The 22,794-nt window shown below is 60.5% G+C and carries 24 protein-coding genes; 13 read left to right on the top strand and 11 right to left on the bottom strand.

The features are described from left to right. Nucleotides 1–496: 496 nt before the first annotated feature. From BM079_RS16900 to adhP, 8 genes are all read right to left on the bottom strand, one after another. Nucleotides 497–676 (bottom strand): GNAT family N-acetyltransferase, encoded by a 180-nt coding sequence (locus BM079_RS16900; RefSeq protein WP_245743225.1) that lies wholly within the window; start codon nucleotides 674–676, stop codon nucleotides 497–499. Between the two features lie 101 nt (nucleotides 677–777). Then, nucleotides 778–999, bottom strand: a complete 222-nt coding sequence (locus BM079_RS16895) for a hypothetical protein (protein ID WP_245743224.1) — start codon at nucleotides 997–999, stop codon at nucleotides 778–780. A gap of 95 nt (nucleotides 1,000–1,094) precedes the next feature. Beyond that, a complete protein-coding gene (locus BM079_RS16395) occupies nucleotides 1,095–1,973 on the bottom strand; it encodes an MFS transporter (RefSeq protein WP_090136269.1) in 879 nt (292 codons plus the stop codon). Nucleotides 1,974–1,982: 9 nt separating this feature from the next. Continuing rightward, the gene (locus BM079_RS16390; protein ID WP_090136267.1) at nucleotides 1,983–2,297 is read right to left on the bottom strand and encodes a hypothetical protein; all 315 of its coding nucleotides are present in this window, start codon (nucleotides 2,295–2,297) and stop codon (nucleotides 1,983–1,985) included. Nucleotides 2,298–2,427: 130 nt separating this feature from the next. Beyond that, entirely contained in the window at nucleotides 2,428–3,321 is an 894-nt protein-coding gene (gene bla / locus BM079_RS16385; RefSeq protein ID WP_090136264.1) for a class A beta-lactamase, read from the bottom strand. A 142-nt stretch (nucleotides 3,322–3,463) separates the two neighbouring features. Continuing rightward, nucleotides 3,464–4,285 carry a glutamate racemase gene (locus BM079_RS16380; RefSeq protein ID WP_090136262.1) on the bottom strand — a complete coding sequence of 274 codons (822 nt, stop codon included), beginning with the start codon at nucleotides 4,283–4,285 and terminating at the stop codon, nucleotides 3,464–3,466. Between the two features lie 22 nt (nucleotides 4,286–4,307). Beyond that, nucleotides 4,308–4,943, bottom strand: a complete 636-nt coding sequence (locus BM079_RS16375; RefSeq protein WP_090136260.1) for a LysE family translocator — start codon at nucleotides 4,941–4,943, stop codon at nucleotides 4,308–4,310. Between the two features lie 199 nt (nucleotides 4,944–5,142). Then, nucleotides 5,143–6,156, bottom strand: a complete 1,014-nt coding sequence (gene adhP, locus BM079_RS16370) for an alcohol dehydrogenase AdhP (protein WP_090136281.1) — start codon at nucleotides 6,154–6,156, stop codon at nucleotides 5,143–5,145. Between the two features lie 151 nt (nucleotides 6,157–6,307). On the opposite strand from adhP, the gene BM079_RS16760 reads away from it, so the two are divergent. Further along, nucleotides 6,308–6,529: a hypothetical protein gene (locus BM079_RS16760; protein WP_090136257.1), complete on the top strand. Its 222-nt coding sequence runs from the start codon at nucleotides 6,308–6,310 to the stop codon at nucleotides 6,527–6,529. 53 nt (nucleotides 6,530–6,582) lie between these two features. Here the strand turns inward: BM079_RS16760 and BM079_RS16360 are convergent, their stop codons facing one another. Beyond that, nucleotides 6,583–7,785 (bottom strand): MFS transporter, encoded by a 1,203-nt coding sequence (locus BM079_RS16360; protein WP_245743223.1) that lies wholly within the window; start codon nucleotides 7,783–7,785, stop codon nucleotides 6,583–6,585. A gap of 677 nt (nucleotides 7,786–8,462) precedes the next feature. Here BM079_RS16360 and BM079_RS16355 point away from each other — a divergent pair. From BM079_RS16355 to BM079_RS16315, 9 genes are all read left to right on the top strand, one after another. Beyond that, nucleotides 8,463–9,596, top strand: a complete 1,134-nt coding sequence (locus BM079_RS16355) for an alpha/beta hydrolase (RefSeq protein ID WP_090136253.1) — start codon at nucleotides 8,463–8,465, stop codon at nucleotides 9,594–9,596. Nucleotides 9,597–10,038: 442 nt separating this feature from the next. Further along, complete coding sequence (locus BM079_RS16350; protein ID WP_090136251.1) at nucleotides 10,039–11,085, top strand: SMP-30/gluconolactonase/LRE family protein; 1,047 nt, start codon at nucleotides 10,039–10,041, stop codon at nucleotides 11,083–11,085. Between the two features lie 30 nt (nucleotides 11,086–11,115). Next, complete coding sequence (locus tag BM079_RS16345; RefSeq protein ID WP_090136248.1) at nucleotides 11,116–13,509, top strand: pyrroloquinoline quinone-dependent dehydrogenase; 2,394 nt, start codon at nucleotides 11,116–11,118, stop codon at nucleotides 13,507–13,509. Nucleotides 13,510–13,682: 173 nt separating this feature from the next. Further along, entirely contained in the window at nucleotides 13,683–13,889 is a 207-nt protein-coding gene (locus BM079_RS16340; RefSeq protein WP_090136246.1) for a hypothetical protein, read from the top strand. A gap of 207 nt (nucleotides 13,890–14,096) precedes the next feature. Continuing rightward, nucleotides 14,097–14,255 (top strand): metallothionein, encoded by a 159-nt coding sequence (locus BM079_RS16335; protein ID WP_090136244.1) that lies wholly within the window; start codon nucleotides 14,097–14,099, stop codon nucleotides 14,253–14,255. Nucleotides 14,256–14,441: 186 nt separating this feature from the next. After that, nucleotides 14,442–15,131, top strand: coding sequence for a type 1 glutamine amidotransferase domain-containing protein (locus tag BM079_RS16330; protein WP_090136242.1), 690 nt, complete (start codon nucleotides 14,442–14,444; stop codon nucleotides 15,129–15,131). Nucleotides 15,132–15,486: 355 nt separating this feature from the next. Further along, on the top strand, nucleotides 15,487–16,074 hold the full coding sequence (locus BM079_RS16325; protein ID WP_090136279.1) for a TetR/AcrR family transcriptional regulator: 588 nt from the start codon (nucleotides 15,487–15,489) through the stop codon (nucleotides 16,072–16,074). Between the two features lie 7 nt (nucleotides 16,075–16,081). Further along, complete coding sequence (locus BM079_RS16320) at nucleotides 16,082–17,023, top strand: DMT family transporter (protein WP_090136240.1); 942 nt, start codon at nucleotides 16,082–16,084, stop codon at nucleotides 17,021–17,023. 166 nt (nucleotides 17,024–17,189) lie between these two features. Beyond that, nucleotides 17,190–17,696 (top strand): hypothetical protein, encoded by a 507-nt coding sequence (locus BM079_RS16315; RefSeq protein WP_139215331.1) that lies wholly within the window; start codon nucleotides 17,190–17,192, stop codon nucleotides 17,694–17,696. A gap of 138 nt (nucleotides 17,697–17,834) precedes the next feature. On the opposite strand, the gene BM079_RS16310 is transcribed toward BM079_RS16315, so the two are convergent. Then, nucleotides 17,835–19,199, bottom strand: a complete 1,365-nt coding sequence (locus BM079_RS16310) for a carboxylesterase family protein (RefSeq protein WP_090136236.1) — start codon at nucleotides 19,197–19,199, stop codon at nucleotides 17,835–17,837. 4 nt (nucleotides 19,200–19,203) lie between these two features. Beyond that, nucleotides 19,204–19,701, bottom strand: coding sequence for a TspO/MBR family protein (locus BM079_RS16305; RefSeq protein ID WP_090136233.1), 498 nt, complete (start codon nucleotides 19,699–19,701; stop codon nucleotides 19,204–19,206). A gap of 168 nt (nucleotides 19,702–19,869) precedes the next feature. Between BM079_RS16305 and BM079_RS16300 the strand changes: the two genes are divergently transcribed. From BM079_RS16300 to BM079_RS16290, 3 genes are all read left to right on the top strand, one after another. After that, nucleotides 19,870–20,784, top strand: coding sequence for a ketopantoate reductase family protein (locus BM079_RS16300; protein WP_090136231.1), 915 nt, complete (start codon nucleotides 19,870–19,872; stop codon nucleotides 20,782–20,784). A 149-nt stretch (nucleotides 20,785–20,933) separates the two neighbouring features. Continuing rightward, nucleotides 20,934–21,986: a D-2-hydroxyacid dehydrogenase gene (locus BM079_RS16295; RefSeq protein ID WP_090136229.1), complete on the top strand. Its 1,053-nt coding sequence runs from the start codon at nucleotides 20,934–20,936 to the stop codon at nucleotides 21,984–21,986. After that, entirely contained in the window at nucleotides 21,986–22,765 is a 780-nt protein-coding gene (locus tag BM079_RS16290; protein ID WP_090136227.1) for an IclR family transcriptional regulator, read from the top strand. The genes BM079_RS16295 and BM079_RS16290 overlap by 1 nt, the downstream gene beginning before the upstream one ends. Nucleotides 22,766–22,794: the final 29 nt, after the last annotated feature.

The raw sequence follows: 22,794 nt of genomic DNA, 5'->3' as shown, positions 1-22,794 counted from the left end.
GTGCGTGGTCGTGGCGCGTTGGTGAAGTATCTGAGCCATGGATCCTCCTCCGTTAGTGAGTCATACCATAAACCACTACACTCCGGGACCATACACCTAGGTCAGGTAGTCAGCCTAACAAGTCAAATCACTCGGACGCAGCAATGCTGCGCCAGTGTTTGCAGCGTTAATATCAGCGAAGTATCAACGACCGCTTTTGGCCGTAAGCTGCCTTGAGGCCAACTATCGCATAGGGAAAAGTATGGTTCTCCAAAGGCATCCCATGGTATACCCAATGGTATATAAATCTGTTTGAGTATATATTTAATACTTAAATATCAATTACTTATATGGTTTTTATAGTCCTGCCTCGTTCAATGAACTTTCCACTCATCTAACTCCTTGAGTGCTTCAGTCAACAAGCCGCAATCAGGCCTCTGGGCCATCGCCAGAATCGCTGTTGTGGCTTCATGAACGGCATGACGTCCAAAAACGCACTTGATTTCAAAAGTGCGTTTTATAGCGCCATCTTCATGCCCTCATGACTCGCGATGAATCCCAGCCGTTCGTAGAAGCGGTGGGTATCCGGGCGTGTTTTATCTGTCGTGAACTGGAGCAGGGCGGCGCCATGCTCTTTTGCAATGGAAATGGCCCGCTGGATGAGTCTTTCGCCAATCAATCCCCTGGCCTCTGGCATGTGAAGCAATCCTGACGCCTTCAATCTGCGCTCTCAACTGGCCCCGCCGTGACAGGCCGGCAATCATGGTGAGCTGTAAGCCACCGACAATGTCGTTCCCGTCACAGGACAGAAGATACCGATTGGGCAATGCAGTCGGTGCTCTGGCTTTCCATGGCGTCAAAGGCATCGCTGTAAGCCGAAGGCAGGGGATCGCAATACTGCTCACGCGTTTTTCCTTTTTCATCGTCCGCCAGCAGCGCCACGATGGCAGGCAAATCTTCTCTGGTGGCGTAGCGGAAAAGCAGCGCCTTGCCTTCCTCGTTGTTAAGGGAGTCTTCCATGGGACCAGCCTCCTGGCGTTTTATCGTTCCTGTCGATTGACCCCATGCCAGCCCTGGCCGGGTGACGAACATTGGCCCTGCCGGGGCACTGGCAGTTAAAGGGATGCCGTCTGCATGGGTCGGGTAATTTCAGCGTGATTGAATGTGAGGCTCAAAAAGAGCAGGCCCAGAAATACGATGGCCAATAGTAGCCATGCCTGCTCAAACCCGCCGAGCGTGTCTTTCATGATGCCCGCCACGAGCGGTGATATCGAGGCCATCAGGTATCCGATGCCCTGTACCCGGGCGGTCAATTGACCTGCCGCGATCGAATCATCGAAATGATCCATGGTGACCAGTAGGCTCATGGGAAAAAGGCCGCCGATCCCCAGGCCGAGCAGGGCCGTGGATAGCCAGGCGGTGGTGACAGGCCATTGACTCAACAGGACAAAGCCCGTGAATGACAGCAGAAGCACGAGGACCAGAATGGGGCGTCGGTCATTCATGTGCTGAGACAGGGCGGGGAATGCGAGCGCGGCCATGACCTCAATGAGGCTCATCCAGCTCAACATGAATCCGGCCCGAAATTCCGACCACCCCAGCGTCACGAAGGTGGGTGGCAGCCATGCGAGCAGACAGGTGTATCCGGCGGTGCCCAGGCCGAAGAAAGCGGCCAGAGTCCAGAACCTCGGCACCGTTGCCATCTGGCGAAAGGAGAGCTGCCGGTCTTGATCATGCAATGGCGTCGCAAGCGTTCGATCGCGGTAGTGCCAGACCACCAGAGCCATGAGCGCGAGCAGACTCCATGAGGCCAGTCCGGTCTGCCAGCCCAGTAAACGGCTGATAAAGGGAACCATGGAGGCAGAGAGTGCCGCGCCCGCCATGATGGCGGCGACATATATGCCCATGACCAGAGACGTGTTGTCTCTGGCAACGTGTTTGATAAAACCGGGCAGGATGGCCTGAATAAAGGCAATACCGATACCGGCGCCCATTGCCGCGATCTATAGTCCGGCAAAGCCCAGCCCCAGCCAGTGCAGGGCATCAGAGGCCGCAATGGTGGTCAGTGCCAGAGTGATCACGCCACTCATCCCGAGCCGCCTGACAAGTGCGCCACTGGCAAAGCAGCCCAGCCCCATGGCGATCACCGGCAGGGTCGTGAGCAGGGAAATCTGCCTGAAGCTCAGGGGGACATCATGACGAATGGATTCCACGACAGGGCCGATGGCTGCCATCGAGGGCCGCAGGTTGAGTCCAATCAACATCGTTAGCACACACGTGCCCACAAGGCCGCGACACACCAGGAATACAGGCTTCATGACAGCGCTCCCGTTTGTACATCAGATAATGCTTGATCGATAAACGGGAGCGACAGTGCGACGTCAAGTACCCTTGAGGTCAAGAGGCGAGTTTAAAAAGGATTTCGGCGCAGAGCATTGTGGAGACGGCCTACACGCTGGCGGCCAGCCGGCCGATCTCCGCGATGACCTCGTCGCGCTGTGTCTTGCTGGCCTTTGGCAGCCAGGTGTAGGCCACGGCAATTACCGCACCGCGATCGGCCGGCCAGGCAATGCCGACATCATTGGCGTTGCCGACGCTATTGGTGCCGGTCTTCTCACCGATCAGCCAGCCGGGGGGCATGCCCGCGCGCAGACGGGCATCGCCAGTTTTGCCTTCGATCATCCAGGCCGCCAGCTGATGGCGCGAGGAGGGGGAAAGGGCATCGCCCAATAGCAGGGTTCGAAGCGTCTGCATCATCGCGAGCGGGGTGGTGGTGTCGCGCTCGTCACCCTCATGATCGTGCGTGTTGAGTTCGGGTTCCCAGCGGTCGAGCCGTGTGGTGTCGTCGCCAATGCGGCGCAGGTACGCGGTGATAGGCTCCGGGCCGCCGACGCTCTCGATCAGCTTGTTGGCGGCGGTGTTGTCACTCCAGGCCATGGCCGCCTGGCAGAGTTCGGCCAGCGTCATGCCGGGGCCTCCGACGTGTGGCTCGGTGACGGGCGCCCATTCGCCAATGTCCGACGCCTTGATCTCGAGCCGCCGATCCAGCGACTCCTCGCCGCTGTCGACCCGCGCCAGCACGGCCGCCGCCATGAAGACCTTGCCCGTGCTGTTGAACAGAAAGCGTTCGTCGCCGCGATGGCTGACCACCGCGCCTGTGCCCACATTCATGAGGGCCACCCCCAGCCGGCCGCCGTGCTGCTCTTCCAGCGCCTGAAGCTTGCGCTGAACGGCTTTTGGGTCGGGTGTGGCAGCGGTTCTGGCCAGGGCAGGCAGCGTTAGTGTGGCCAGCGGCAGTAGTGAGGCAGCGCAAAGCAGACGGCGTCGATCCATCAGCGGCATGTGAGGGGTCCTTGATCACGGAAACGCCCAGCATAGCCCGGGACGGTGGAGGAAAGTAGCACCCGGCCATGGCGGTGGCCTTGCTGGAAGGGGCCGTGACACCGGACGCTACCTCGTCAGCGATAAGCGGGTCTGCCCGAGGTCACGGGGAGGGGGCTTCCACGACCTCAAGCGTCAGGGCCACGCCAAGGCGATCCAGCATGCGGCGAAAATCGCTGACCGAATAGCGCGCGTCTTCTGTCACCAGCGTTCGAATCCTGCCGTGGCCTGGCGTGCCGTTTCCCAGACCGGCGACGACGCTTTCGGCGGGGTCCAGGAAGCGACACTGAGGCCGTGCGCGTTCGAAAAACGCCTTGAGCCAGGGCAGGTGAGTGCTTGAAAGCGTGAGAACGTCGATATCGGGCGCGCGCTGGAAGAGGGCGGCTGTAAAATCGTTGACCCTTTGCTGGGTCTCCTGCAGGTCAAACAGGAACCTGCCGCTCTCGACCAGTTCGACCATGCTTGAAGCATTGATCCGTTCGACATGGGCGCCCTTGAGATCGTGGCGGGCCACGAATGCGCGCAGCATCTCGCTCTCTATCAGGGACTCGACGCCCATGATCCCGACCGTGTGGCTTGTCGAGCTCGCCAGCGCCTCCTGCAACGGTGGAAAGACACCGAAGATCGGCACCCGGGTCATGGGGCGTACCTCTTCCAGCACGGTGATCGAGGGCGCGTTGGAGGCCATGACGATCGCCGAGGGCTCAAAGGTTTCCAGCAGGCGCAATGTCTGCGTCATGATCCGGGCCAGCGTCTCCGGCGTCTTGGTGCCGTAGGGAAAACTGGCACGATCCGCGAAATAGAGCACGTCCTGATGGGGCAGGCGCCGCTGTATTTCCGCCACGATGGCATAGCTACCGATGCCGGCATCAAACACGGCGATCGGTCGATGAAGGCCCTGTGACTCCATGTGACGAGATTCCATATGACGAGATTCCCGTCGCAACCTATCGATGTGATGAGGCCAGCGCGCCGCCGGCTGCCACGAACAGGCTCCCGGAAGCGCGGTTAAAGAGCTTTACGCGTCGCCGCGTGCCGAACCACCGGCTGACCGTTGAGCCAACGCAAACGTAGGTGGTCATCGCGGCCAGATCCACCACAAGCCATGTCAGTGCCAGTATGACGAACTGCGACCACTGTGGTTGACCCGGGTCGATGAAGTTGGGGAACAGTGCAGCGAAAAACAGCAGATCCTTCGGGTTGCTGAGGCCTATGGTAAGGCCCTTGATGAACAGTCGCCGAGTGGCATGAATACCTGCCATGACCTTCCGGGTTGCCGCCGGTGTGGCCATCGGCTCGGCAGGGGTTCGCCACGCCTGCACGCCAAGGTAGATCAGATAGGCCGCCCCCACGGCCTTCAGCACGATAAAGGCCGTTTCCGAAGTGGCCAGAATCGCCCCCAGCCCCAGGGACGACAGCGTCATCAGCACCAGTGCGGCCAGTGCGCCGCCCACTACCGTCGCCAGTGCGCGCCGGCGGCCATAGCGCAGCCCGTGGCTCATGCAGAGCAGAGCACTCGGCCCGGGAAATAAGATCAGCGCGGCAATCACGCCGAGGTAGGTCAACCAGACCGCCAGTGCCATGAAGTGCGACTCCCTGATGATGGCCGGTCCCTGATGGTGGCCGGCTGATTGCAATTACGAGCGATGCCCTGATCGATATTCTGCCAGTGTTGCCACTCAAAATCGCAAAGATCAAAACGATTCAGAAGGCGTTTCACATCTGAAGCAAAAACCGAGGCCGCTCTCGCAGCCCCGGTTCATTGGCTTCCACCCTTTCAGGCTACTGCATATCCAGCATCACACGGCCTTCGATTTGCCCCTGACGCATGCGATCGAAGATCTCGTTGATGTTTTCCAGCCGGTCACTGCTCACGGTGGCGCGTACGCGGCCGTCGCCGGCCAGTTCCAGTGATTCCTGCAAATCCAGCCGTGTGCCGACAATGGAGCCGCGCACGGTAATGCCGTTGAGCACCATGTCGAAAATGGAGAGGTCGAACCTGCCGGGCGGCAGGCCATTCAGCGAGATGGTGCCGCCGCGGCGGACCAGGTTCAGTGCCTGGCTGAAGGCGCTTTCCGATACCGCAGTGACCAGCGCGCCATGGGCGCCACCGATGCTCTCCCTGATGATTTTGACGGGGTCCTGCTCGCGGGCGTTCACGGTGAGTTCTGCGCCCAACCGTTCGGCCAGTTGCAGCTTGTCCTCGGAGACATCGATGGCGATGACGCGCATGCCCATGGCGCGGGCATACTGCACGGCCAGATGGCCCAGACCGCCGATGCCGGAGATCGCGACCCATTGGCCGGGCTTGACCTCGCTCATCTTGAGGCCCTTGTAGACGGTCACGCCGGCGCAGAGGATCGGGGCGATTTCCACGAAGTCGCTGTTGTCGGGCAAATGGCCGACATAGTTGGCATCGGCCAGCACGTAGTCGGCATAGCCGCCATCCACGCTGTAGCCGGTGTTGTGCTGCGATTCACACAGCGTCTCCCAGCCGCCCAGACAGTGCTCGCAGTGGCCGCAGGCATCATAGAGCCAGGGCACGCCGATGCGATCGCCTTCCTTGAGATGTTTGACGCCGGCGCCGATGGCATCGACAAATCCGACGCCTTCATGCCCGGGAATAAAGGGGGGCTGTGGTTTCACCGGCCAGTCACCTTCCACGGCGTGAAGGTCGGTATGGCAGACGCCCGAGGCCTGTACCCGCATCAGTACCTGACCGGGGCCGGGCTCGGGAACCGGAACTTCGCGAATGTCCAGACGCGCTTTGAACGCTGGGACAACAGCTGCTTTCATGGTTCTCATCGTTGTTCCTCCGCTTTCGTCTTTACACGGGACATGGTGAAACCATCCTGCCGGTTTCAAAGCGAGTATATGCAAATGACTTAATGCGGGAACCCCGACAAGGGGATAAGGCAAGGGGATTAATCGAGCGGGAAGAAAAGACATGGCAACACGCCATGAAGTCCATGACGACGCCGTGTCCGTTTCTGCATATAAGGCGTGCGAAGAAGCCGAAGAAGGCTGGCAGAGAATGAAGACACTGCCCGAGCTGACAAGACCGCAATACTCAGTGCCTTGCGCCGCTCATGAGCATCCGGGTATCGAGCAGGCTGACCTTGTCGGATTATTCAAGGCCATACCGGAAGGCGATGGCCCTGCTCAATAACCCTGCTGATGAAGAGGCCTCCACCATGACCGGTTTCTCTCGAGTATCCGGAATCAAACGGCAGCGCTGGGGGCCGACCCGGTTGTATTGCGAGTCAAGCGGCTCAGCCACAGAATCACTAGTGCGACAAGGGCGAGTATGGCGCCTGTCATCGGGATGGCGCTGTAGCCGAGGCCAAGGCCGAGTGCACCGCCACCGGCGCTGGCCCCGATCGCATTGCCCAGATTGAAACCGGCAATATTGATGGCGGCGGCCAGACTGGGGGCCTCTGCAGCAGCGCGCATGGCACGCACCTGCAAGGGCGGCACGATGATGAAGGCGGCAACGGCCCAGAGGACCAGGCCGATGGCAGCACCGATCGGGGTGGCCGCCATGAGCGGCATGAACAGCATGGCAGCGGCCAGTGCGACAAGGCCGATGGCGGTGCCGCCATCCAGTGACCAATCCGCCAGACGTCCGCCAAGCCAGTTACCCAGCGTCAGCCCGAGGCCGATCAGCACCAGCGCCAGCGTGATGAAATTATCCGACACGCCGGTCAGGTTCTGTAGCAGCGGGGCAACGTAGGTATACAGCGTGAAAAAAGCGGCGGCGAAAAGGACCGTGAGAGACATGGCCACCAGCATATCCAGTCGCCACAGGGCACTTAATTCTCGCGCGACGTCCGGCCGCTGGCCTTGTTCACCCCGTGGCAGGGCCAAAGCCAACCCTGTCAGCGCGAGCAGGCCCAGTACGGCCGTACCGCCAAAGGCTTCACGCCAGCCGATATGCTGGCCGATCCAGGCCGCCGCGGGGACACCGCCAATATTGGCAATGCTGAGTCCCATGAACATGGTGGCAACCGCACTGGCCTGTTTGTCTACGGGAACGACCTTTGTGGCGACCACTGCGCCGAATCCGAAAAAAGCCCCCTGCGACAGGCTGGTAATCACACGCGCGACCAGTAGCGTGCCATAGCCTGGTGCCATCGCAGACAGCAGGTTGCCCAGAATGAAGATGCCCATGAGCAGCATCAACGACGTCCGCCTTGTGAACCGGCTCAGCATCAGGGTGATGACGGGGGCGCCAATCATGACGCCAATGGCGTAAGCGGTCACCAGCGTACCAGCGGTAGGGATGGACACATTCACGCCATCAGCGATGACGGGGAGTAGCCCCATGGGTGCAAATTCTGTAGTGCCAATGCCGAAGGCGCCAAGCCCGAGGGCGAGCAGTGGCCAGTTGATACGAGAAAGGGTGAACGGGGATTTCTTTTGCACGGTAATAGCGCTCTATCGATGGCTTGATACCCACTGCTGGAAGCCCGGGCCCTGACGGCATAAAAGGCCCTGTTTCTGCAGGTGGGCAGGGAATAAGGAGATATTGATGACCCGCTGATGCCCGGGGCTGAGCAGTCAAACGATGGTTTGTTTGCTGTCGTTGATATCAGTGGCAAGGGTCAGCAGGTTATTTCACGCTTTTGGAGTGTTGTGCAGTGCCTGAGGTCGTTCTCTGGTGTACCAACGGACATCAGCCCCTTTCGAACGAGGCAGGGGCCGTAATGCAAAAGCGCTCGGTAATGATCGAGTCGTCAATCCGGAAGGCAGGCGTGCAAACAGGGAAAGAATTCTATAAATGCCGACAATGATTGTGAATGACAATAATCCGATAGCAACCATGAGTCAGGTTCACTAATCCAGTAGAGATGTCATGGCGTAAATAGAGAGGTGTCACGAAGTCGAGCCGACACTGACATTCAGTCTGATACAAGAATCAGCGGTGGAGGGCATAAGAGGTGTTTAATGTATCCTGCTGATATCAATAAGGTTTTATATTTTTATCCTTTATTTATTAGTTTATTGCATGACTATGCGTGTTTTGAGCGGGTAATCGTGGCACAGGTCGATATTTAAGATGACGGGGGCTAATGGATCAGTAACCGATTGGAGATATCACGATGAGCGATTATAACGATGCTGATGATCACCAGGTATCCTCTTCCAAGGCACTTGCTTCCAGGGCACTTGATGCCGGCCGGCGTGACCTGCTGAAAAAGGCCGGGGCGGGTGTCGCTCTGTATGGTGCTGGTGCGATGTTCAATCTTTCCAGGGCAGAACCCGGTACAAAAACCGTCAATACGTCCCGGGAATGGGACAAGGTTTTTCCTGAAAGTGACAAGGTCGATCATCGCAAGGTCTCCTTTCAAAACCGCTATGGCATCACGCTGGTCGGTGATCTTTATTCCCCTCGAAATGCTGAAGGCAAACTGCCGGCAATCGCTGTCAGCGGCCCTTATGGCGCAGTAAAGGAGCAGTCTTCAGGGCTTTATGCCCAGACCATGGCCGAGCGTGGATTCGTCACTCTGGCCTTTGATCCCTCATATACCGGCGAAAGCGGTGGTGAGCCGCGCAACGTCTCTTCACCGGATATCAATACCGAAGATTTCAGCGCAGCGGTTGACTGTCTGGGGCTTCAGCCCGGTGTCGACCGTGACCGGATTGGCGTGATCGGTATCTGCGGCTGGGGCGGCATGGGGCTGAATGCGGTGGCAGTGGACAAGCGCGTCAAGGCGGTGGTGGCCAGCACCATGTACGACATGTCTCGTCTTTTTGCCCGAGGCTATAACGACAGCGTGACCCTCGAGCAGCGTACTCAGACCCTTGAGCAGCTTGGCCAGCAGCGCTGGGCAGATGCTGAAAGTGGTACACCCGCCTATGGGCCGCTCATGAACGAGCTTGAGGGTGGCGAGGCGCAGTTTCTGGTGGATTACCACGACTATTATCGAACACCGCGAGGCTTTCACCCGCGCGCGGTCAATTCGAACGGCTCCTGGACCGTCACGAATCCGCTGTCTTTCATGAACATGCCGCTATTGACCTACATAGCAGAAATCTCTCCGCGTCCGGTACTGTTCATTCATGGTGAAAACGCACATTCACGCTACTTTAGTGAAACTGCTTATGCAGCCGCGGCCGAGCCGAAAGAGCTGATGATCATTCCCGGCGCCAGCCATACGGATCTTTATGACCAGATGGACATCATTCCGTTTGACCGGATGACCGAGTTCTTCAATCAGCATCTCGTGGCATAACGATATGAGCAGGCCCTACGGACGCAGGGCCTGCTCAAGATATTGATGGTGGCAGCGCCGGCGCATGCGGTCATCCTGAGCGCCAGCAACGGAGTTTCGGTGGGCCCTTCGATGCCGCAAGCGCCAAGCGGTTTTCCTTGTGCCTTGAAGGGATTGCACAACCACCAGCATGCCTCGAGCCACGACGTGTTGCGCGCTTTTTTGAAAGCAACCCGGCACGGTCAGAAAACATCAGGCCTGATCAGGATGATGAACAACGAAGTGTCTATGAGTCTGACGGCCTTTTGGGGGACGGCAAGCGCTCGGACAGGCAAGGCGCAGGTGACTCGGGGCTGCAGAATCAATTAGACAATCAGGAACATTCGGGTATCCGCATGGATATCGCTTCTGGGCAGTCACAGAAACCCTTTACGGATTATTCACTGGAACAGGTGGTTGACTCATGACAAGACTTTCGGCCTTGCCACTGCTGGTCGCAGCGATGACGCTTGGCGGCTGCGTCAGCGATGGCCCCTCGCAATCGGTTGCAAACACGCCTCTTGCTGGCGCTTCGGCTTCAGGTGCGGCACCAATTCCGCTTGCCGAACGTGCACTGCCGGCAACGCTTGCCGAGCACTGGATCACGGTCTCCGAAGGCAAAACCCTGCTTGAGGGGCCAAGCCTTGATCGTCAGGGCAATCTGATCTTCACCGATCCCTTTGGGGGCAAACTCCTGCGCGCGTCGCCGGATGGCAATGTGACGACGTTGCACGATTTCGGCAAGGATGGGCCCGGCGGTACGGCCATTCATCGTGACGGTCGTATCTTCGTGGCGGTCACTGCCGATCACTTCACGCGGGGGTATATCGTGGCGCTGCAGCCAGACGGCTCGCAGCCCGAAATGATCGTACCGCCGGAGCGGGGCCTGGTGCCCAATGATCTGGTGTTCGATGAGCAGGGGGGCATCTATTTCACGGATTTCCGGGGGAGCTCGACCGAGCCATCGGGTGGCGTGTATTACGTTGCCCCGGGTGGTGGCGAGATCACGACGGTATTGCCCGACATCGCCCGTGGCAATGGGGTGGCGATGTCTCCGGATGGCAAAACCCTGTGGGTCATTGAATACAGCAAAAGCCGCCTGCACCGGATTGATCTGCAGGCGCCGGGCCGCCCGGCCGCCAATGGAACGCAGGTCGCATATCACTTTGCCGGTCCGCCGCCGGATTCGATGCGCGTCGACAGCGCCGGCCATCTCTATGTGGCATTGAATGGCCAGGCGCGTGTTCTGGTGTTCGCGGATAACGGCGTCCCGATCGCGCAGATTCTGCTGCCCGGTCGGGAGCAGGGGCGTCATCCTGCCACGACCAATCTTGCCATCGCCCCTGATGAGGCCACGGCCTATATCGTCTCGGGGGATCGCAAGGGGGACAGCGGTGCCAATATCTTTCGTGCCCGGGCCCTGGCACCGGGGCTCGAGCTCTTTTCGCATCGGCCCGTGTCTGCGCGCTGATTTGATCCGTTAACGACGAGATGATGGCTCATGACTCGCAATAATCGTTTTTCCACGGTTGCGCGTGGACTGGTCGCACTGCTGGTGCTGGCGTTGGGGTTCAGCCTTTTGATCGGTGGCGGCATTCTGCTCTATCACGGGGGTTCCCCCTATTATCTGCTGGCGGGTCTTGCTCTGCTGGTTGTCGGCGGGCTGCATTTATCGGGTCGGCCCGGCGGTCTGGCACTGTTTGTGGTCTTTTTTGCGGTGACGCTGGCCTGGAGTCTCTGGGAAGTCGGCTTCAACGGGTGGCAACTCGTGCCCCGACTCGGGGTGCTGGCGTTACTGGGCGTGCTGTTGCTGGCCACGGCCCTCTGGAGTGCGCCGCGTCGCTTTCGCCGTTCGCGTCTTTTGGGCGGTGTCGCAACGCTTGTCGGGGCGCTTGGTCTTGGCTCGCTGCTTCACATGATCCATCCCGCGGTTGATACCGGGCCGATCGATCGCACCGGCATCGCGAAGGACTATCCGGCGCCCAGCGATCTCGGACCGAACATCGCCAATAACGAGTGGTCGGCGTTCGGTAATGACCAGGGCGGTACACGCTTCAGCCCCGTCGATCAGGTGACGGCAGATAACGTTTCAAAGCTCGAGGTGGCCTGGGAGGCCGATGTGGGCCCGGCGTCGCCGGGACCGGAAATCGGGCTTGAGGTCTCTCCCATCATGATTGGAGACACCCTCTACGCCTGCAGCAGTAACAACCGCGTGTTTGCCTTTGATGCCGAGACCGGGGAAGAGCGCTGGCACACGGATATTTCACAGGGGGTCGACGCTTCCGGAAAGTCGTGTCGCGGGGTGGCGTATTATCGCGTACCGGAAGCGACCGGCAGTTGCTCCGAGCGGATCTATGCGCCCAGCCAGACACCGACACTGGTCGCGCTTGATGCGCGCACCGGCGAGATGTGCGAAGGCTTCGGTGACGAGGGCGCGATCGATCTGCGCGACAATATCCAGCCTTATCCGCATGGTCTTTATTACGTCAGTTCTGCGCCGCAGGTGATCCGCGGCAACATCGTCGTGGGCAGTGGCATTCCAGACGGCCAATACTGGGGCGGCCCCTCCGGTGTCGTGCGCGCTTTTGATGCCGTGACCGGAGAGTTGAACTGGGCTTTCGATCCCAATGAGCCGGAGCGTATGGGCGCGCCTCAGGAAGGTGAGGTTTATACGCCGTCATCCCCCAACGCCTGGGCTCCAATCAGTGCCGACGAATCGCTGGGTCTGGTCTATCTGCCGGTGGGTAACGCCACGCCCGACAACTACGGTGGCCAGAGGCGCCCGGGGGATGAGTGGGTGGCAAGCTCCGTGATGGCGCTGGATGCCGAGACCGGGCGCCTGCGCTGGCGCTTCCAGACCACCCATCACGACATCTGGGATTACGATGTCCCCGCCCAGCCGACGCTGGTGGATCTACCGGTCGATGGTGAAATGCGCCAGGCGCTGATCCAGCCGACCAAGCGTGGTGAAGTTTTCATCCTTGATCGGGTGACAGGCGAGCCCATCTTTCCGGTCGAGGAGCAGCCTGTGCCTCAGGGCGGCATCGTTGAAGGTGAGTGGCTATCGCCGACACAGCCAGCTTCCATCGGTATTCCCGCGTTTCGCCGTCCCGTGCTTGAAGAGCGGGATATGTGGGGAATTTCGCCGGTCGACCAGATGCTGTGTCGCATCGATTATCGCACCTCACGCTATGAAGGCCATCTGACACCGCTTCAGCTCGACACCCCGGTTCTTATCGATCCTGGCTCCAGTGGTGGCGTTAACTGGGGCGGGGTCTCACTGGATCTCGACCATGGCGTGATGTTTGTGAACTGGATGCGCCTGACCGACCGCGTTGAGCTTGTCACACGAGAAGAAGCCATCAAGCGCAATTTCGAGATCGCCGAGGGCAACAGCGCCGGTGGTGCCGCTCAGCGCCCGATGCTGGATACCCCCTATGGCGCTTACGGCGTGCCATTCCTGTCGCCGCTGGGCGCGCCCTGCAATGCGCCGCCCTGGGGGGCAGTCTCTGCCGTCGATCTTGCCAGTGGCAAGCTGCTCTGGTCGCGACCACTGGGAAGCGCGCGGGATACCGGTCCGATGGGAATGGCCAGTGGGATACCGCTGACGATCGGCACACCGATGACCGGAGGCTCAATGACAACGGCGGGCGGCCTCGTTTTCATCGGGGCGACTGCCGAACAGACCTTCCGTGCACTCGATGCCCGCACCGGCGAGACGCTATGGTCGTCACGCCTGCCCGGAGGCGGCAATGCGACCCCGGTGACCTATGTCGGTCCGAAAAGCGGCCGCCAGTTTGTCGTGATTGCAGCGGGTGGGCGTCAATCGCTCAAAACGGAGTTGAGCACCAAAATTGTGGCCTTCGCGCTGCCGGAGGATGCCACTTCACATTGATCTCCAATGGTCTCGTCCCGCAGGAAAGGGAGCGTCATGCCCTTTCCTGCGGGGCTGTCATCGACTGGAACACGATAATGACAGGGGCCACATGATTTTGTGTGCTGTTCGGTGGCATTTCGCGATTTTCCTGACCACACTTTCTCTGGCACCAATCAATCAGGGAGGAAGGCATGGCAAGCCGCTATGAAGTGCATGAGCACGCCACTGCGCACGTACAGGGCGCGCCCAATCGGGAGCAGCAAAAGGAGATGGACGAGATGCCGCTGGAGTGCTTTCGTATCTGGGATCTCGAAGAAGAGCGCTATGTCAGCACCGAATATGAGGTGCGCGAGGAGGCCGAAGAAGACTGCCGTCGCATGAACGAAGAAGAGGGCTGAGACGCTCCCTGAATCAGACATCGGGCCCGCCGGTTACATCGCCGGCGGGCTTTTTTTCGTCCATTTTTCTGCGCCCGTAACGCCCATTGACCAGCGTCTGGTGGTGACCGGATGACCGCAGGGCACCTTTAATGATCGAAAAGGCCTTGACCTTATAGAAGGTAGAAGGTTTACAAAGGTGTTGTTCACCTTACAAGGAGCAAGACCATGTCCGATCAGACCCGCTGCGCCTGCCCGAAATGCACCTGTGACGTTAAAGACAACGCCGTTGAGCATAACGGCGAGCTGTACTGCTGCCAGGCTTGTGCCACTGGTCACGCTGATGGCTCAAAAGACTGCGGCCACAACTGCAGCTGCGGCGAGTAATGCCCGCCTGACAGGGCCTGTTGCACCAGGCCTGTCATGCTATGCCCCTTCGACAATTTTTCGAGGGGGCATTTTTTCCAACCGGAGTGAGGTGCGGCCTGCGACAAACGGTCCGGTTTGCCAGGAGTTGATATCACGCTCCGGTGCAACGATCTCATGGGTAATTCACCTGTTCAGGAGTGTTCCATGAGTGCACCGCGTATTCTGATGGTTCTGACCTCGCACGACGAGATGGGCGACACCGGCCACAAGACCGGCTTCTGGGTCGAGGAGTTTGCTGCACCCTATTACACCTTTCTTGATGCCGGCTGCGATATCGTGCTTGCCACGCCGAAAGGGGGCGCGGCACCGATTGATCCCAATAGCGAAGGCGAGGACGCCCAGACCGAGGCCACGCGGCGCTTCTACGCTGATGAAAAAGCGAAGGCGCGCATTGCCGGTACCAAGCGACTGGCCGACATGCGCGTCGAGGATTTCGACACCGTGTTCTACCCTGGCGGCCACGGTCCGTTGTGGGATCTGACAGATAATCAGGATTCCATCGCGCTGCTGGAAGGCTTTTTGCGCCAGCAAAAGCCGATCGCGTCGGTATGTCACGCGCCCACGGCGTTTTTGAATCTCAAGGATGATCGCGGTGAGTTCGTGATCAAGGGCAAACGGGTGGCAGGTTTCACCAACGAGGAGGAGGCCGCGGTCGGCCTGACGGATGTGGTGCCGCATCTATTGGAAGATGAGCTCAAGCGTCGTGGGGCAGACTATCAAAAGGTCGAGGCCTTCACACCGTTTGCCGTGGAAGATGGCCTGGTGATCACCGGACAAAACCCGGCCAGTTCCGAGGCCGTGGCCGAGAGGCTGCTGGAAGCCCTCAAGCGCTGAAGACCGGTATTTATCAAAAAAGCCCCGACGCACTGCGCCGGGGCTTTTTTGTATTCTCGGGTTCCCATGAGACTGTCGTCCCAGGGATGTGAGGTTATCGGTCCAGCATCATCCAGATGATAAAGCCCAGACATGCCAGCAGAATAAAGATCAGCCGGGGGTTCATGCAGTAGTGTCCTTGCAAGTGATAGGGCCACTGTCCAGAGGGCCGGTCTTATCATGCCTTGGTCAGGAGAATAAAAAAATATGAATATACGGATTCAGCGGCAGGCGGCGTCTTGCTGCCATCATTGCTTGATATGCCCTTATGGGTAGGTAGACTGGTCTACCTACCCATGAATGGCGGAGCATGACCATGACCTCCTCTGAAGCCCTGCCGATGGGCAGTGCGCGTGAGCGACTGCTCGACGCTGCCGCCATGCTGTTTTATAGCGATGGCATTGTCGCGACCGGCATTGATGCCATCGTCAAGCGGGCAGGCGTGGCCAAAAAGAGCCTCTACAACAACTTCGATTCCAAGGCAGCACTGGTCGCCGCCTATATGGAAGCACGTCACAGCGAATGGCTCGCCCTTTATGAAACTCGGATGACAAAGGCATTTACCCCTGTTGATCGGGTACTGGCGGTATTTCTGGCCTATCAGGATCATGCCGAATGGGCCTACGAGCGTGGCTTTCGGGGCTGTGGACTGCTCAATGCGGCTGCCGAGCTGCCGGCGGGCCATGAAGGGCGCGATGTGGTCCTTCGTCACAAGCGGCAGGTGGAATCACTGCTGACGGCGCCGCTTGAAGAACTTATCGATGATGAGGCCAGGGCATCACGGCTGGCACGTCAGCTCGCTTTTTTGCTGGAGGGTGCGATGGTGCGCGCGGGCCTTGAAGGCCACAGCCGCTGCGTGCGTGAGGCCCATGACATGGCGTGGGCGATGGTGACTGCATCATGAACACATTATGAATACCACGGCTCTTGAGCGTTTTCTCGGTGTGGGCGGCGTGCTTCTGGCGGCAGTGTTATGGGGCACGACCGGCACGGCGGCGACCCTGGCACCGCAAGTCAGCGCCATTGCCATCGGGGCTGTGGCCATGGGCGGTGGCGGGCTCCTGCAGGCACTGATGGCCGCGCCGCGTATTCGAAAGGCCTGGCCCTCGTTACGCGCCCGCAGACCCTGGCTGTTGTCAGGCGCCGTGGCGGTGGCGATCTATCCACTGGCGTTTTATGGCTCGATGCGTCTGGCAGGGGTCACCATTGGCACGGTGGTGTCGATCGGCTCGGCCCCGCTGCTCTCGGCGTTGATCGAGTCGCGCCTTGATGGTCTGGTGCTGGGGAGACGCTGGAAGATCGGCGCGACGCTGGGACTGATCGGCATGGTGCTGCTGTGTCTGGCAGAAACCGGGCCCATCGCAGGCGTGGGGAGTACCTCACAGGTACTGCAGGGCGTGGCGATGGGGCTGGTGGCAGGGCTGACCTATGCGTTTTATGCCTGGTCGGCGCGACGTCTGATGCAGGGCGGGATTGCGACACGTGCTGCCATGGGGGCGACCTTTGGTCTGGGCGGACTGATGCTGATGCCGGTACTGCTGCTGACAGGCGCGCCGCTTCTGGCCTCGGTCGGTAATGCCGCGGTCGGGCTCTATATGGCGCTGGTGCCGATGTTTCTGGGCTATCTCGGCTTCGGATTTGGTCTTGCAAGAGTGCCGGCCAGTACGGCCACGACCATCACTCTGTTCGAGCCGGTTGTCGCCGCGCTGCTGGCAGTGGTGATCGTGGGCGAGCGCCTGCCGCCGTTGGGCTGGGCGGGCATTGTGCTGGTCATCGCGTGTCTGGTCTGCCTTTCGGCGCCACGGCGGCGTCGGCGCTCTAAAGAGGTAGGTGGCCCGAAGGCATCGGGCTGACGTCTTCGAGGGGCACATTCTAAAGAGGGCATCTGGTGATCTGGCGTGTCACTCATCGTCTCAACTCGAGCTGAAAGGGGCTGTCCCGGAGTGGCTTCCGGGCATATCAGAGGCCAGACTGGTTGTTTTCGTGACCATTAACGCGACATGCAGGAGAGAGCTTTTCATGACGACAAGAATGTTACAGGGCATTCCTGTGCTGGCTGTTGCGGCACTGCTGACCGCCTGCGCCTCTTCAGATCCGGAGACGTCGGGGAGCCATGATACTGCTGACCGGTCTCCTCAGGCCTCGACCGAAATGCAGCGGGCGGTTTTTCAGCAGATGTTTGAACAGGGCGGAACGGGGAATGATACCGCCACCCGCTGTGCAGGCATTGGCAGTGCGCCTGATCTTCAGGCACCCTCGGATGCCCTGCTCGCGGCCCTGAATCAGGCGTCATCAGTACCCGTTGTCGATGCGTCTCAATGCAGCGGAGGTGAGCGCGCCAGTTTCAACGGTCAGCCGGCGGTGCTCTACGGCGTGGACATTACCGAGTGTTCGGCGACAGGCAACTGCATGGCACGCGGCACCTACTACTCCGGCAATCTGGGCGCCCAGAGCCATCTCTATCGCGTTGAGCAGGTCAACGGGGAATGGCGCGCCCATCTGGAGCAGCTCGGCCCCGCATCCTGATTCCAAGGGCCATCTGAAAATGGACACCGCGCCCGCCCGGATTTCACGGGCGGGCGTTGTTCGTTGGTCTGCCGTCAGTGGGGCGGGGGGGAGAGGTTAAGGGGCTAAGGAGAGCTGCATCTGCAAAAGACCATTAACCTACCGTTTCGTGACCCTGTGCCACTCCAGCACACTCTCGATGGTTCCATGCGCCTCCAGCGTGCCTTCCCGCGCAAAGCGCGCCCATAGCGCCCGCAGCTGGCGGCTGCTGTTCTCCAGTTCCTGTTTGTTCATGCCTTCGATAATGCCGGCATGTTGCCACTGCGCCCAGCCGGCGAACAGCAGGGGCAGGTCAATGCTGTGGCAGGCGCCGCGGGCGGCACGCTTGCTGCCCCAGTCCAGCCGATAGTGCCAGGCGTGCCCGCCAGCGGCGGCATGCTGTTGGGCAAAGCGTTCGGCGGGGCGTGAGTAGAGCCCGGCGGTGATGGCACGGCTCAGCGCGCGCCGACACCACATGCCAACCACTGGCAGTCGGAACAGGCCCTGCAGCGCTTCGGCCTCGGGTATGAACAGTTCGGCTTCATCAGCGTTATGGCCGATCAGCAGATCGCAATGTGGCGCGCGCTGTTCAAGGGCGCTTTGACGCTGGTCGAGCGGCGGTAGCGGGGCCTGACCGAACTGCACGCCGAAGGGCATCAGGCCGCCCAGCAGATAGCGTTGACCGATCTTTTCGACCTGTCGCTGTGTATCCAGACAGGCTTCAAGTGAACTGTGCTCACCAACGTTTTCGGCGGCTCTGGCCATGGCGGTGTGCATGGCGCGGCGTCCGGGCGTAATGCCCAGCGGCGCGCTCTGGATGATGGCGCGTCGGAAAAGTTCTTTGGTGCCATCGGCGGCCATCAGGTGGGCAATGGCATCGCCACCGGCCGATTCGCCGAACAGGGTGACATTGTCGGGATCACCACTAAAGGCGGCGATGTTGTCCCTGATCCAGTCCAGCGCGGCGATCATGTCCAGAAGCCCGAGATTGGCGGGCCGTCTGCCTGTTTCACCCTTGGATGCGCCGCCGACGAAACCGAAGAGGCCCAGTCGGTAGGTGATGCTGACGACTACCACATCCTGCTCCGATGCCAGCGGCTTCGTGTCGTGGATGGGCAGATCGCCCGCGCCGAAAATGTAGGAGCCGCCGTGGATCCAGACCATGACCGGGCGAGCTTTCGTGGCCGGTCTGGACGGCAGACAGATGGACAGGCGGGTGCAGTCTTCCTGCTGCGCCATGGCGTCAGTTGAAACGCCCAGCAAACGGTTAAAGGCCTGCATGGGGCGCTGGGGGCTGGCGGGTGACCACTGCGTGGCATCGATCGGCTGCTCGGCGCGTGCCAGCCGTTCGGGCGGCTGAAAACGTCGGGTACGGGCGTAGGGAATGCCGGTGGCGCGATGCACGTCGCCGTCATGCCAGCCGATAATCTCACCGGCGGGCGCGTTAAAACAGGGTGGGTCTGCTGGGGTATCCGGCTGCGGCATGGGATTATCCCAGCAGCTGTGGGTTGAGATGCCAGGTGCTCCAGGTGAGCGCGGTGGCCAGCGTCACCCAGGCCAGATAGGGCACCAGCAGAGCGCCTGCGAGCGGCCTGACGCGCCAGAAGGCAATCAGCGTGACCAGAATCAGTAGCCACAGAACGACCGTGCCGGCAAAGGCGATGGCGCCCAGGTGCCAGACAAAGTAGAGCCAGCTCCAAAGCGCGTTGAGGGCCAGCTGCACGACAAAAAGGGTCAGGGCCGGCTGCACGTTCCGAACAGATTTTTCCCGCCAGACAAGCCAGGCCGCGATGCCCATCAGGGCATAGAGCGTGGTCCAGACCGGCCCGAAGGCGCCGGCCGGTGGTGCCCATGAGGGCTGCTGGAGCGTTTGATAGAACTCGGCGGCATTGACGGAGGCGACAGCGCCGATGGTCGCAGCGAGATAGGCCAGCAGTAGCCAGCCGGCCAGGCCAAAGAGCTGTTGACGTCGGGTAAGCGTGTTCATGCCATGCCTCTTGTTTAAATGCCTGTAATGAAGGTGTGCCGTTCGAGTGACCCCGGCGCCGAATCGGCGGTGGGGTGAGGGCTTCCTATCCTACACAATAGCGCTCGCGACGGGGCGTTACCGTGAGGCAGGATGTCCCATGACGGCATCAGACTGACAGGAGTGGGCATGCAGATTGCGATCATGGGGGCCGGGGCGGTGGGCTGTTATTACGGCGCGTTGCTGGCGCGGGCCGGGCATTCGATTACGCTGATAGGCCGTTCAGCGCATGTCGAGGCGATCTCGCGGTCGGGGCTGATACTGGAAACGACCGCTGGATGCGAGACGTTTGATGTGATGGCCAGCCAGAATGTGGCTGCCTTGAAGGACGCCGAGCTGGTGCTCTTTTGCGTCAAATCCAGTGATACCGAAACCGCCGGTGCGTTGATGGCCCCGATGCTGGCCGGAAGCGCGGTCGTGCTGAGCCTGCAAAACGGTGTCGATAATGCCGAGCGGTTATCCGCCATCGTGCGTCGCGAAGTGATTCCGGTCGTGGTGTATGCGGCCGTTACCATGGCGGGGCCGGGGCACGTGCGCCATCACGGTCGTGGTGAACTGGCGCTGGGGGCTTCCCCCATGAGCGAATCGCTGGTGCCTCTTTTTCAACAGGCGAATATTGGCGCGTCGTTTGCAGAAGATGTGACCGCCATGCTGTGGGCGAAGCTTGTGATCAACTGCGCCTGGAATGCGGTGTCGGCCATCACGCAGCAGCCTTATGGTGCCCTGATGGCGGTCGGTGGCATGCGCGAGGTGGTGACGGCCGTCGTCAGGGAGTGCCAGCGCGTGGCACAGGCCAGTGCGGTGACACTGCCCGATGATATCGAGCGCGCCACGCTCACGATTGCCGACAGCATGGCCGGGCAGCGTTCCTCGACCGCGCAGGATCTGGCCCGTGCGCGCCCCAGTGAAATCGAGCACCTCAATGGCTTTATTGTGCGACAGGCAAAAGTTCACGGTATCGAGACGCCCATTAACCATACCCTGCTGGTGCTGGTCCGCGCGCTGGAACAGGGTGCCCCTTCTTGCGGCCATTCCCTTCCCTGAGACGACCTGCCGGGCATGCCTGAAAAGCCGGGCATTGCACTTTGGTCCCGATATCGACCAAAGCCGCGCTTCAAGTCGGCGTCAGGCGCTGTACAGTCCAATGAACAACGTTCAACCCACTGTACGACCGCTGGTCTTCGGAGCGCATCATGCCCCCCAAAACGCTGAAAGTGGCGGTGGCCACGCCATTAAGCGAAGCGCTTTGCGCACTGATCGAGTCGAGGGTGCCCGGGATCGAGCTACTGCGCGATCAGTCACTGTTACCGCCCATGCGCCATCCGGCGGACTTTGCCGGTGATCCGTCGTTCAAGCGCACGCCGGAAGAGGAGGCGCGCTTTGACAGGCTGCTGTGTGAGGCGGAGGTGCTCTACGGCATTCCGGATGTGGACCCGCAGCGTCTGGCGCGCATCGTCAAGGCCAATCCACAGCTGCGCTGGGTGCATGTGATGGCCGCTGGTGGCGGCGGTCAGGTCAAGGCCGCGGGATTATCCCCGGAGGCGCTGGAGCGAGTGATGTTCACCACCTCCGCCGGGGTGCATGGTGGGCCACTGGCGGAGTACGCCGTGTTCGGCGTGCTGGCCGGGGCCAAGCAGCTGCCGCGCATCGTGGCGCAGCAACGTGATCATCACTGGGGCGGTCGCTGGATGATGGGACAGATCAGCGAGCAGCAGGTGCTGATTCTGGGGCTCGGCGGCATTGGACGCGAAGTGGCGCGTCGCCTCTCGCTGCTGGATATGCATGTGCTGGGCGTGTCCCGTCAGCAGCGCATGGTGCCCCATGTCGATGAAATCATTCCGCCGTCACAGCTTCGTGAGGGCGTGCGCCGCGCGGATGCCATCGTGATTGCGCTGCCGGGGACGGAGGCCACCGAAGGGCTGATCGATGCCGAGCTTCTGGCCGAGATGAAACCCGGAGTCACCATCGTTAACGTGGGCCGAGGCACGGTGATTGATGAGCCTGCCCTGATCGAGGCCCTGCAGCGTCAGCATATCGGCCTGGCGGTATTGGATGTCACGGCCTCGGAGCCGCTGGATCAGGCATCCCCTCTGTGGGACATGCCCAATGTGCTGTTGACCCCGCACACCGCGGCCCTCAGTGAATCGGAAGATCGCCTGATTGCCGAATTTTTCGCCGATAACGCGCGGCGCTACCTCAACGGCGAAGCACTTGTAAATCGTGTCGATACGGTCGAGTTCTACTGATGAGTGCTCCGGCCGTCACCCGTGCACTGCGTGTGCTGGCACTGCTGGAAGCCGCCGGCGGCGAGACGCTGGGCGTCAGCGAAATGGCACGTCAGCTGGGCGTGGCGCGCTCGTCACTGTTTAACGTCTGTCTGGCGCTGGAGGCCGAAGGCGTGGTCCAGCGCAGTGAGGGGGGCTACCGGCTGGGTCGCCGGCTGGTGGAGCTGGGAGGCGCTTATCTGCGCACGGTTGACCCGGTTCAGGCGTTCTATCAGGCCTGCAGTGATATCTCCTTTCTACATGATGAAATCTGTCAGCTGGCGGTGCTGGATGGCACGGAGGTGCTCTACCTTGCCGCGCATGCCGGGCGGTTGCCGCTGAGAATGACGGCCAGCATTGGCAGTCGTTTCCCGGCCTCGATCACCGCTGTGGGCAATGCTCTGCTGGCCAAGCTGGAGGATGACGAGCTCAGACATCGCTTTGAAGACCCCGCCACGCGTCCGGCCTGGACCGCCCATTCAGTCACCGACCTGGATGCGCTGATCGACAAGATTCGTGACGTGCGTGGGCGTGGCCATGCCCGGGATGAAGGGGAGGTGTTTCCGGGCATTCGGGGACTGGCGGTTGCCGTGGCACCGCAGTACAGCGGTGAACAGGCGTATGCCGTGGGGGCCTCGCTGCTGGAGGTGTACTGCAACGTCCACATCGAACAGCAGGCCATCGAGGCACTGTCTGTCATGGCCGCCCATATTGCCAATCCGATGAATCTGGGCCAAGGCGGTGCCGGTATCGATCTCTGACGGCCGATCACGAAAACCACTTTGAGAGG

The organism is Kushneria avicenniae, assembly GCF_900112585.1.
In the GTDB taxonomy this organism is placed as follows: Bacteria; Pseudomonadota; Gammaproteobacteria; order Pseudomonadales; family Halomonadaceae; genus Kushneria; species Kushneria avicenniae.
The sequence above is the reverse complement of the archived record's forward strand: the minus strand, read 5'-3'. Positions and strand labels throughout refer to the sequence as shown.

Coding starts and splice junctions, on each gene's coding strand:
- BM079_RS16900 (WP_245743225.1), bottom strand. CDS start 676: ATGCCAGAGGCCAGGGGATTGATTGGCGAAAGACTCATCCAGCGGGCC.
- BM079_RS16895 (WP_245743224.1), bottom strand. CDS start 999: ATGGAAGACTCCCTTAACAACGAGGAAGGCAAGGCGCTGCTTTTCCGC.
- BM079_RS16395 (WP_090136269.1), bottom strand. CDS start 1,973: ATGGGCGCCGGTATCGGTATTGCCTTTATTCAGGCCATCCTGCCCGGT.
- BM079_RS16390 (WP_090136267.1), bottom strand. CDS start 2,297: ATGAAGCCTGTATTCCTGGTGTGTCGCGGCCTTGTGGGCACGTGTGTG.
- bla (WP_090136264.1), bottom strand. CDS start 3,321: ATGCCGCTGATGGATCGACGCCGTCTGCTTTGCGCTGCCTCACTACTG.
- BM079_RS16380 (WP_090136262.1), bottom strand. CDS start 4,285: ATGGAATCTCGTCACATGGAGTCACAGGGCCTTCATCGACCGATCGCC.
- BM079_RS16375 (WP_090136260.1), bottom strand. CDS start 4,943: ATGGCACTGGCGGTCTGGTTGACCTACCTCGGCGTGATTGCCGCGCTG.
- adhP (WP_090136281.1), bottom strand. CDS start 6,156: ATGAAAGCAGCTGTTGTCCCAGCGTTCAAAGCGCGTCTGGACATTCGC.
- BM079_RS16760 (WP_090136257.1), top strand. CDS start 6,308: ATGGCAACACGCCATGAAGTCCATGACGACGCCGTGTCCGTTTCTGCA.
- BM079_RS16355 (WP_090136253.1), top strand. CDS start 8,463: ATGAGCGATTATAACGATGCTGATGATCACCAGGTATCCTCTTCCAAG.
- BM079_RS16350 (WP_090136251.1), top strand. CDS start 10,039: ATGACAAGACTTTCGGCCTTGCCACTGCTGGTCGCAGCGATGACGCTT.
- BM079_RS16345 (WP_090136248.1), top strand. CDS start 11,116: ATGACTCGCAATAATCGTTTTTCCACGGTTGCGCGTGGACTGGTCGCA.
- BM079_RS16340 (WP_090136246.1), top strand. CDS start 13,683: ATGGCAAGCCGCTATGAAGTGCATGAGCACGCCACTGCGCACGTACAG.
- BM079_RS16335 (WP_090136244.1), top strand. CDS start 14,097: ATGTCCGATCAGACCCGCTGCGCCTGCCCGAAATGCACCTGTGACGTT.
- BM079_RS16330 (WP_090136242.1), top strand. CDS start 14,442: ATGAGTGCACCGCGTATTCTGATGGTTCTGACCTCGCACGACGAGATG.
- BM079_RS16325 (WP_090136279.1), top strand. CDS start 15,487: ATGACCTCCTCTGAAGCCCTGCCGATGGGCAGTGCGCGTGAGCGACTG.
- BM079_RS16320 (WP_090136240.1), top strand. CDS start 16,082: ATGAATACCACGGCTCTTGAGCGTTTTCTCGGTGTGGGCGGCGTGCTT.
- BM079_RS16315 (WP_139215331.1), top strand. CDS start 17,190: ATGACGACAAGAATGTTACAGGGCATTCCTGTGCTGGCTGTTGCGGCA.
- BM079_RS16310 (WP_090136236.1), bottom strand. CDS start 19,199: ATGCCGCAGCCGGATACCCCAGCAGACCCACCCTGTTTTAACGCGCCC.
- BM079_RS16305 (WP_090136233.1), bottom strand. CDS start 19,701: ATGAACACGCTTACCCGACGTCAACAGCTCTTTGGCCTGGCCGGCTGG.
- BM079_RS16300 (WP_090136231.1), top strand. CDS start 19,870: ATGCAGATTGCGATCATGGGGGCCGGGGCGGTGGGCTGTTATTACGGC.
- BM079_RS16295 (WP_090136229.1), top strand. CDS start 20,934: ATGCCCCCCAAAACGCTGAAAGTGGCGGTGGCCACGCCATTAAGCGAA.
- BM079_RS16290 (WP_090136227.1), top strand. CDS start 21,986: ATGAGTGCTCCGGCCGTCACCCGTGCACTGCGTGTGCTGGCACTGCTG.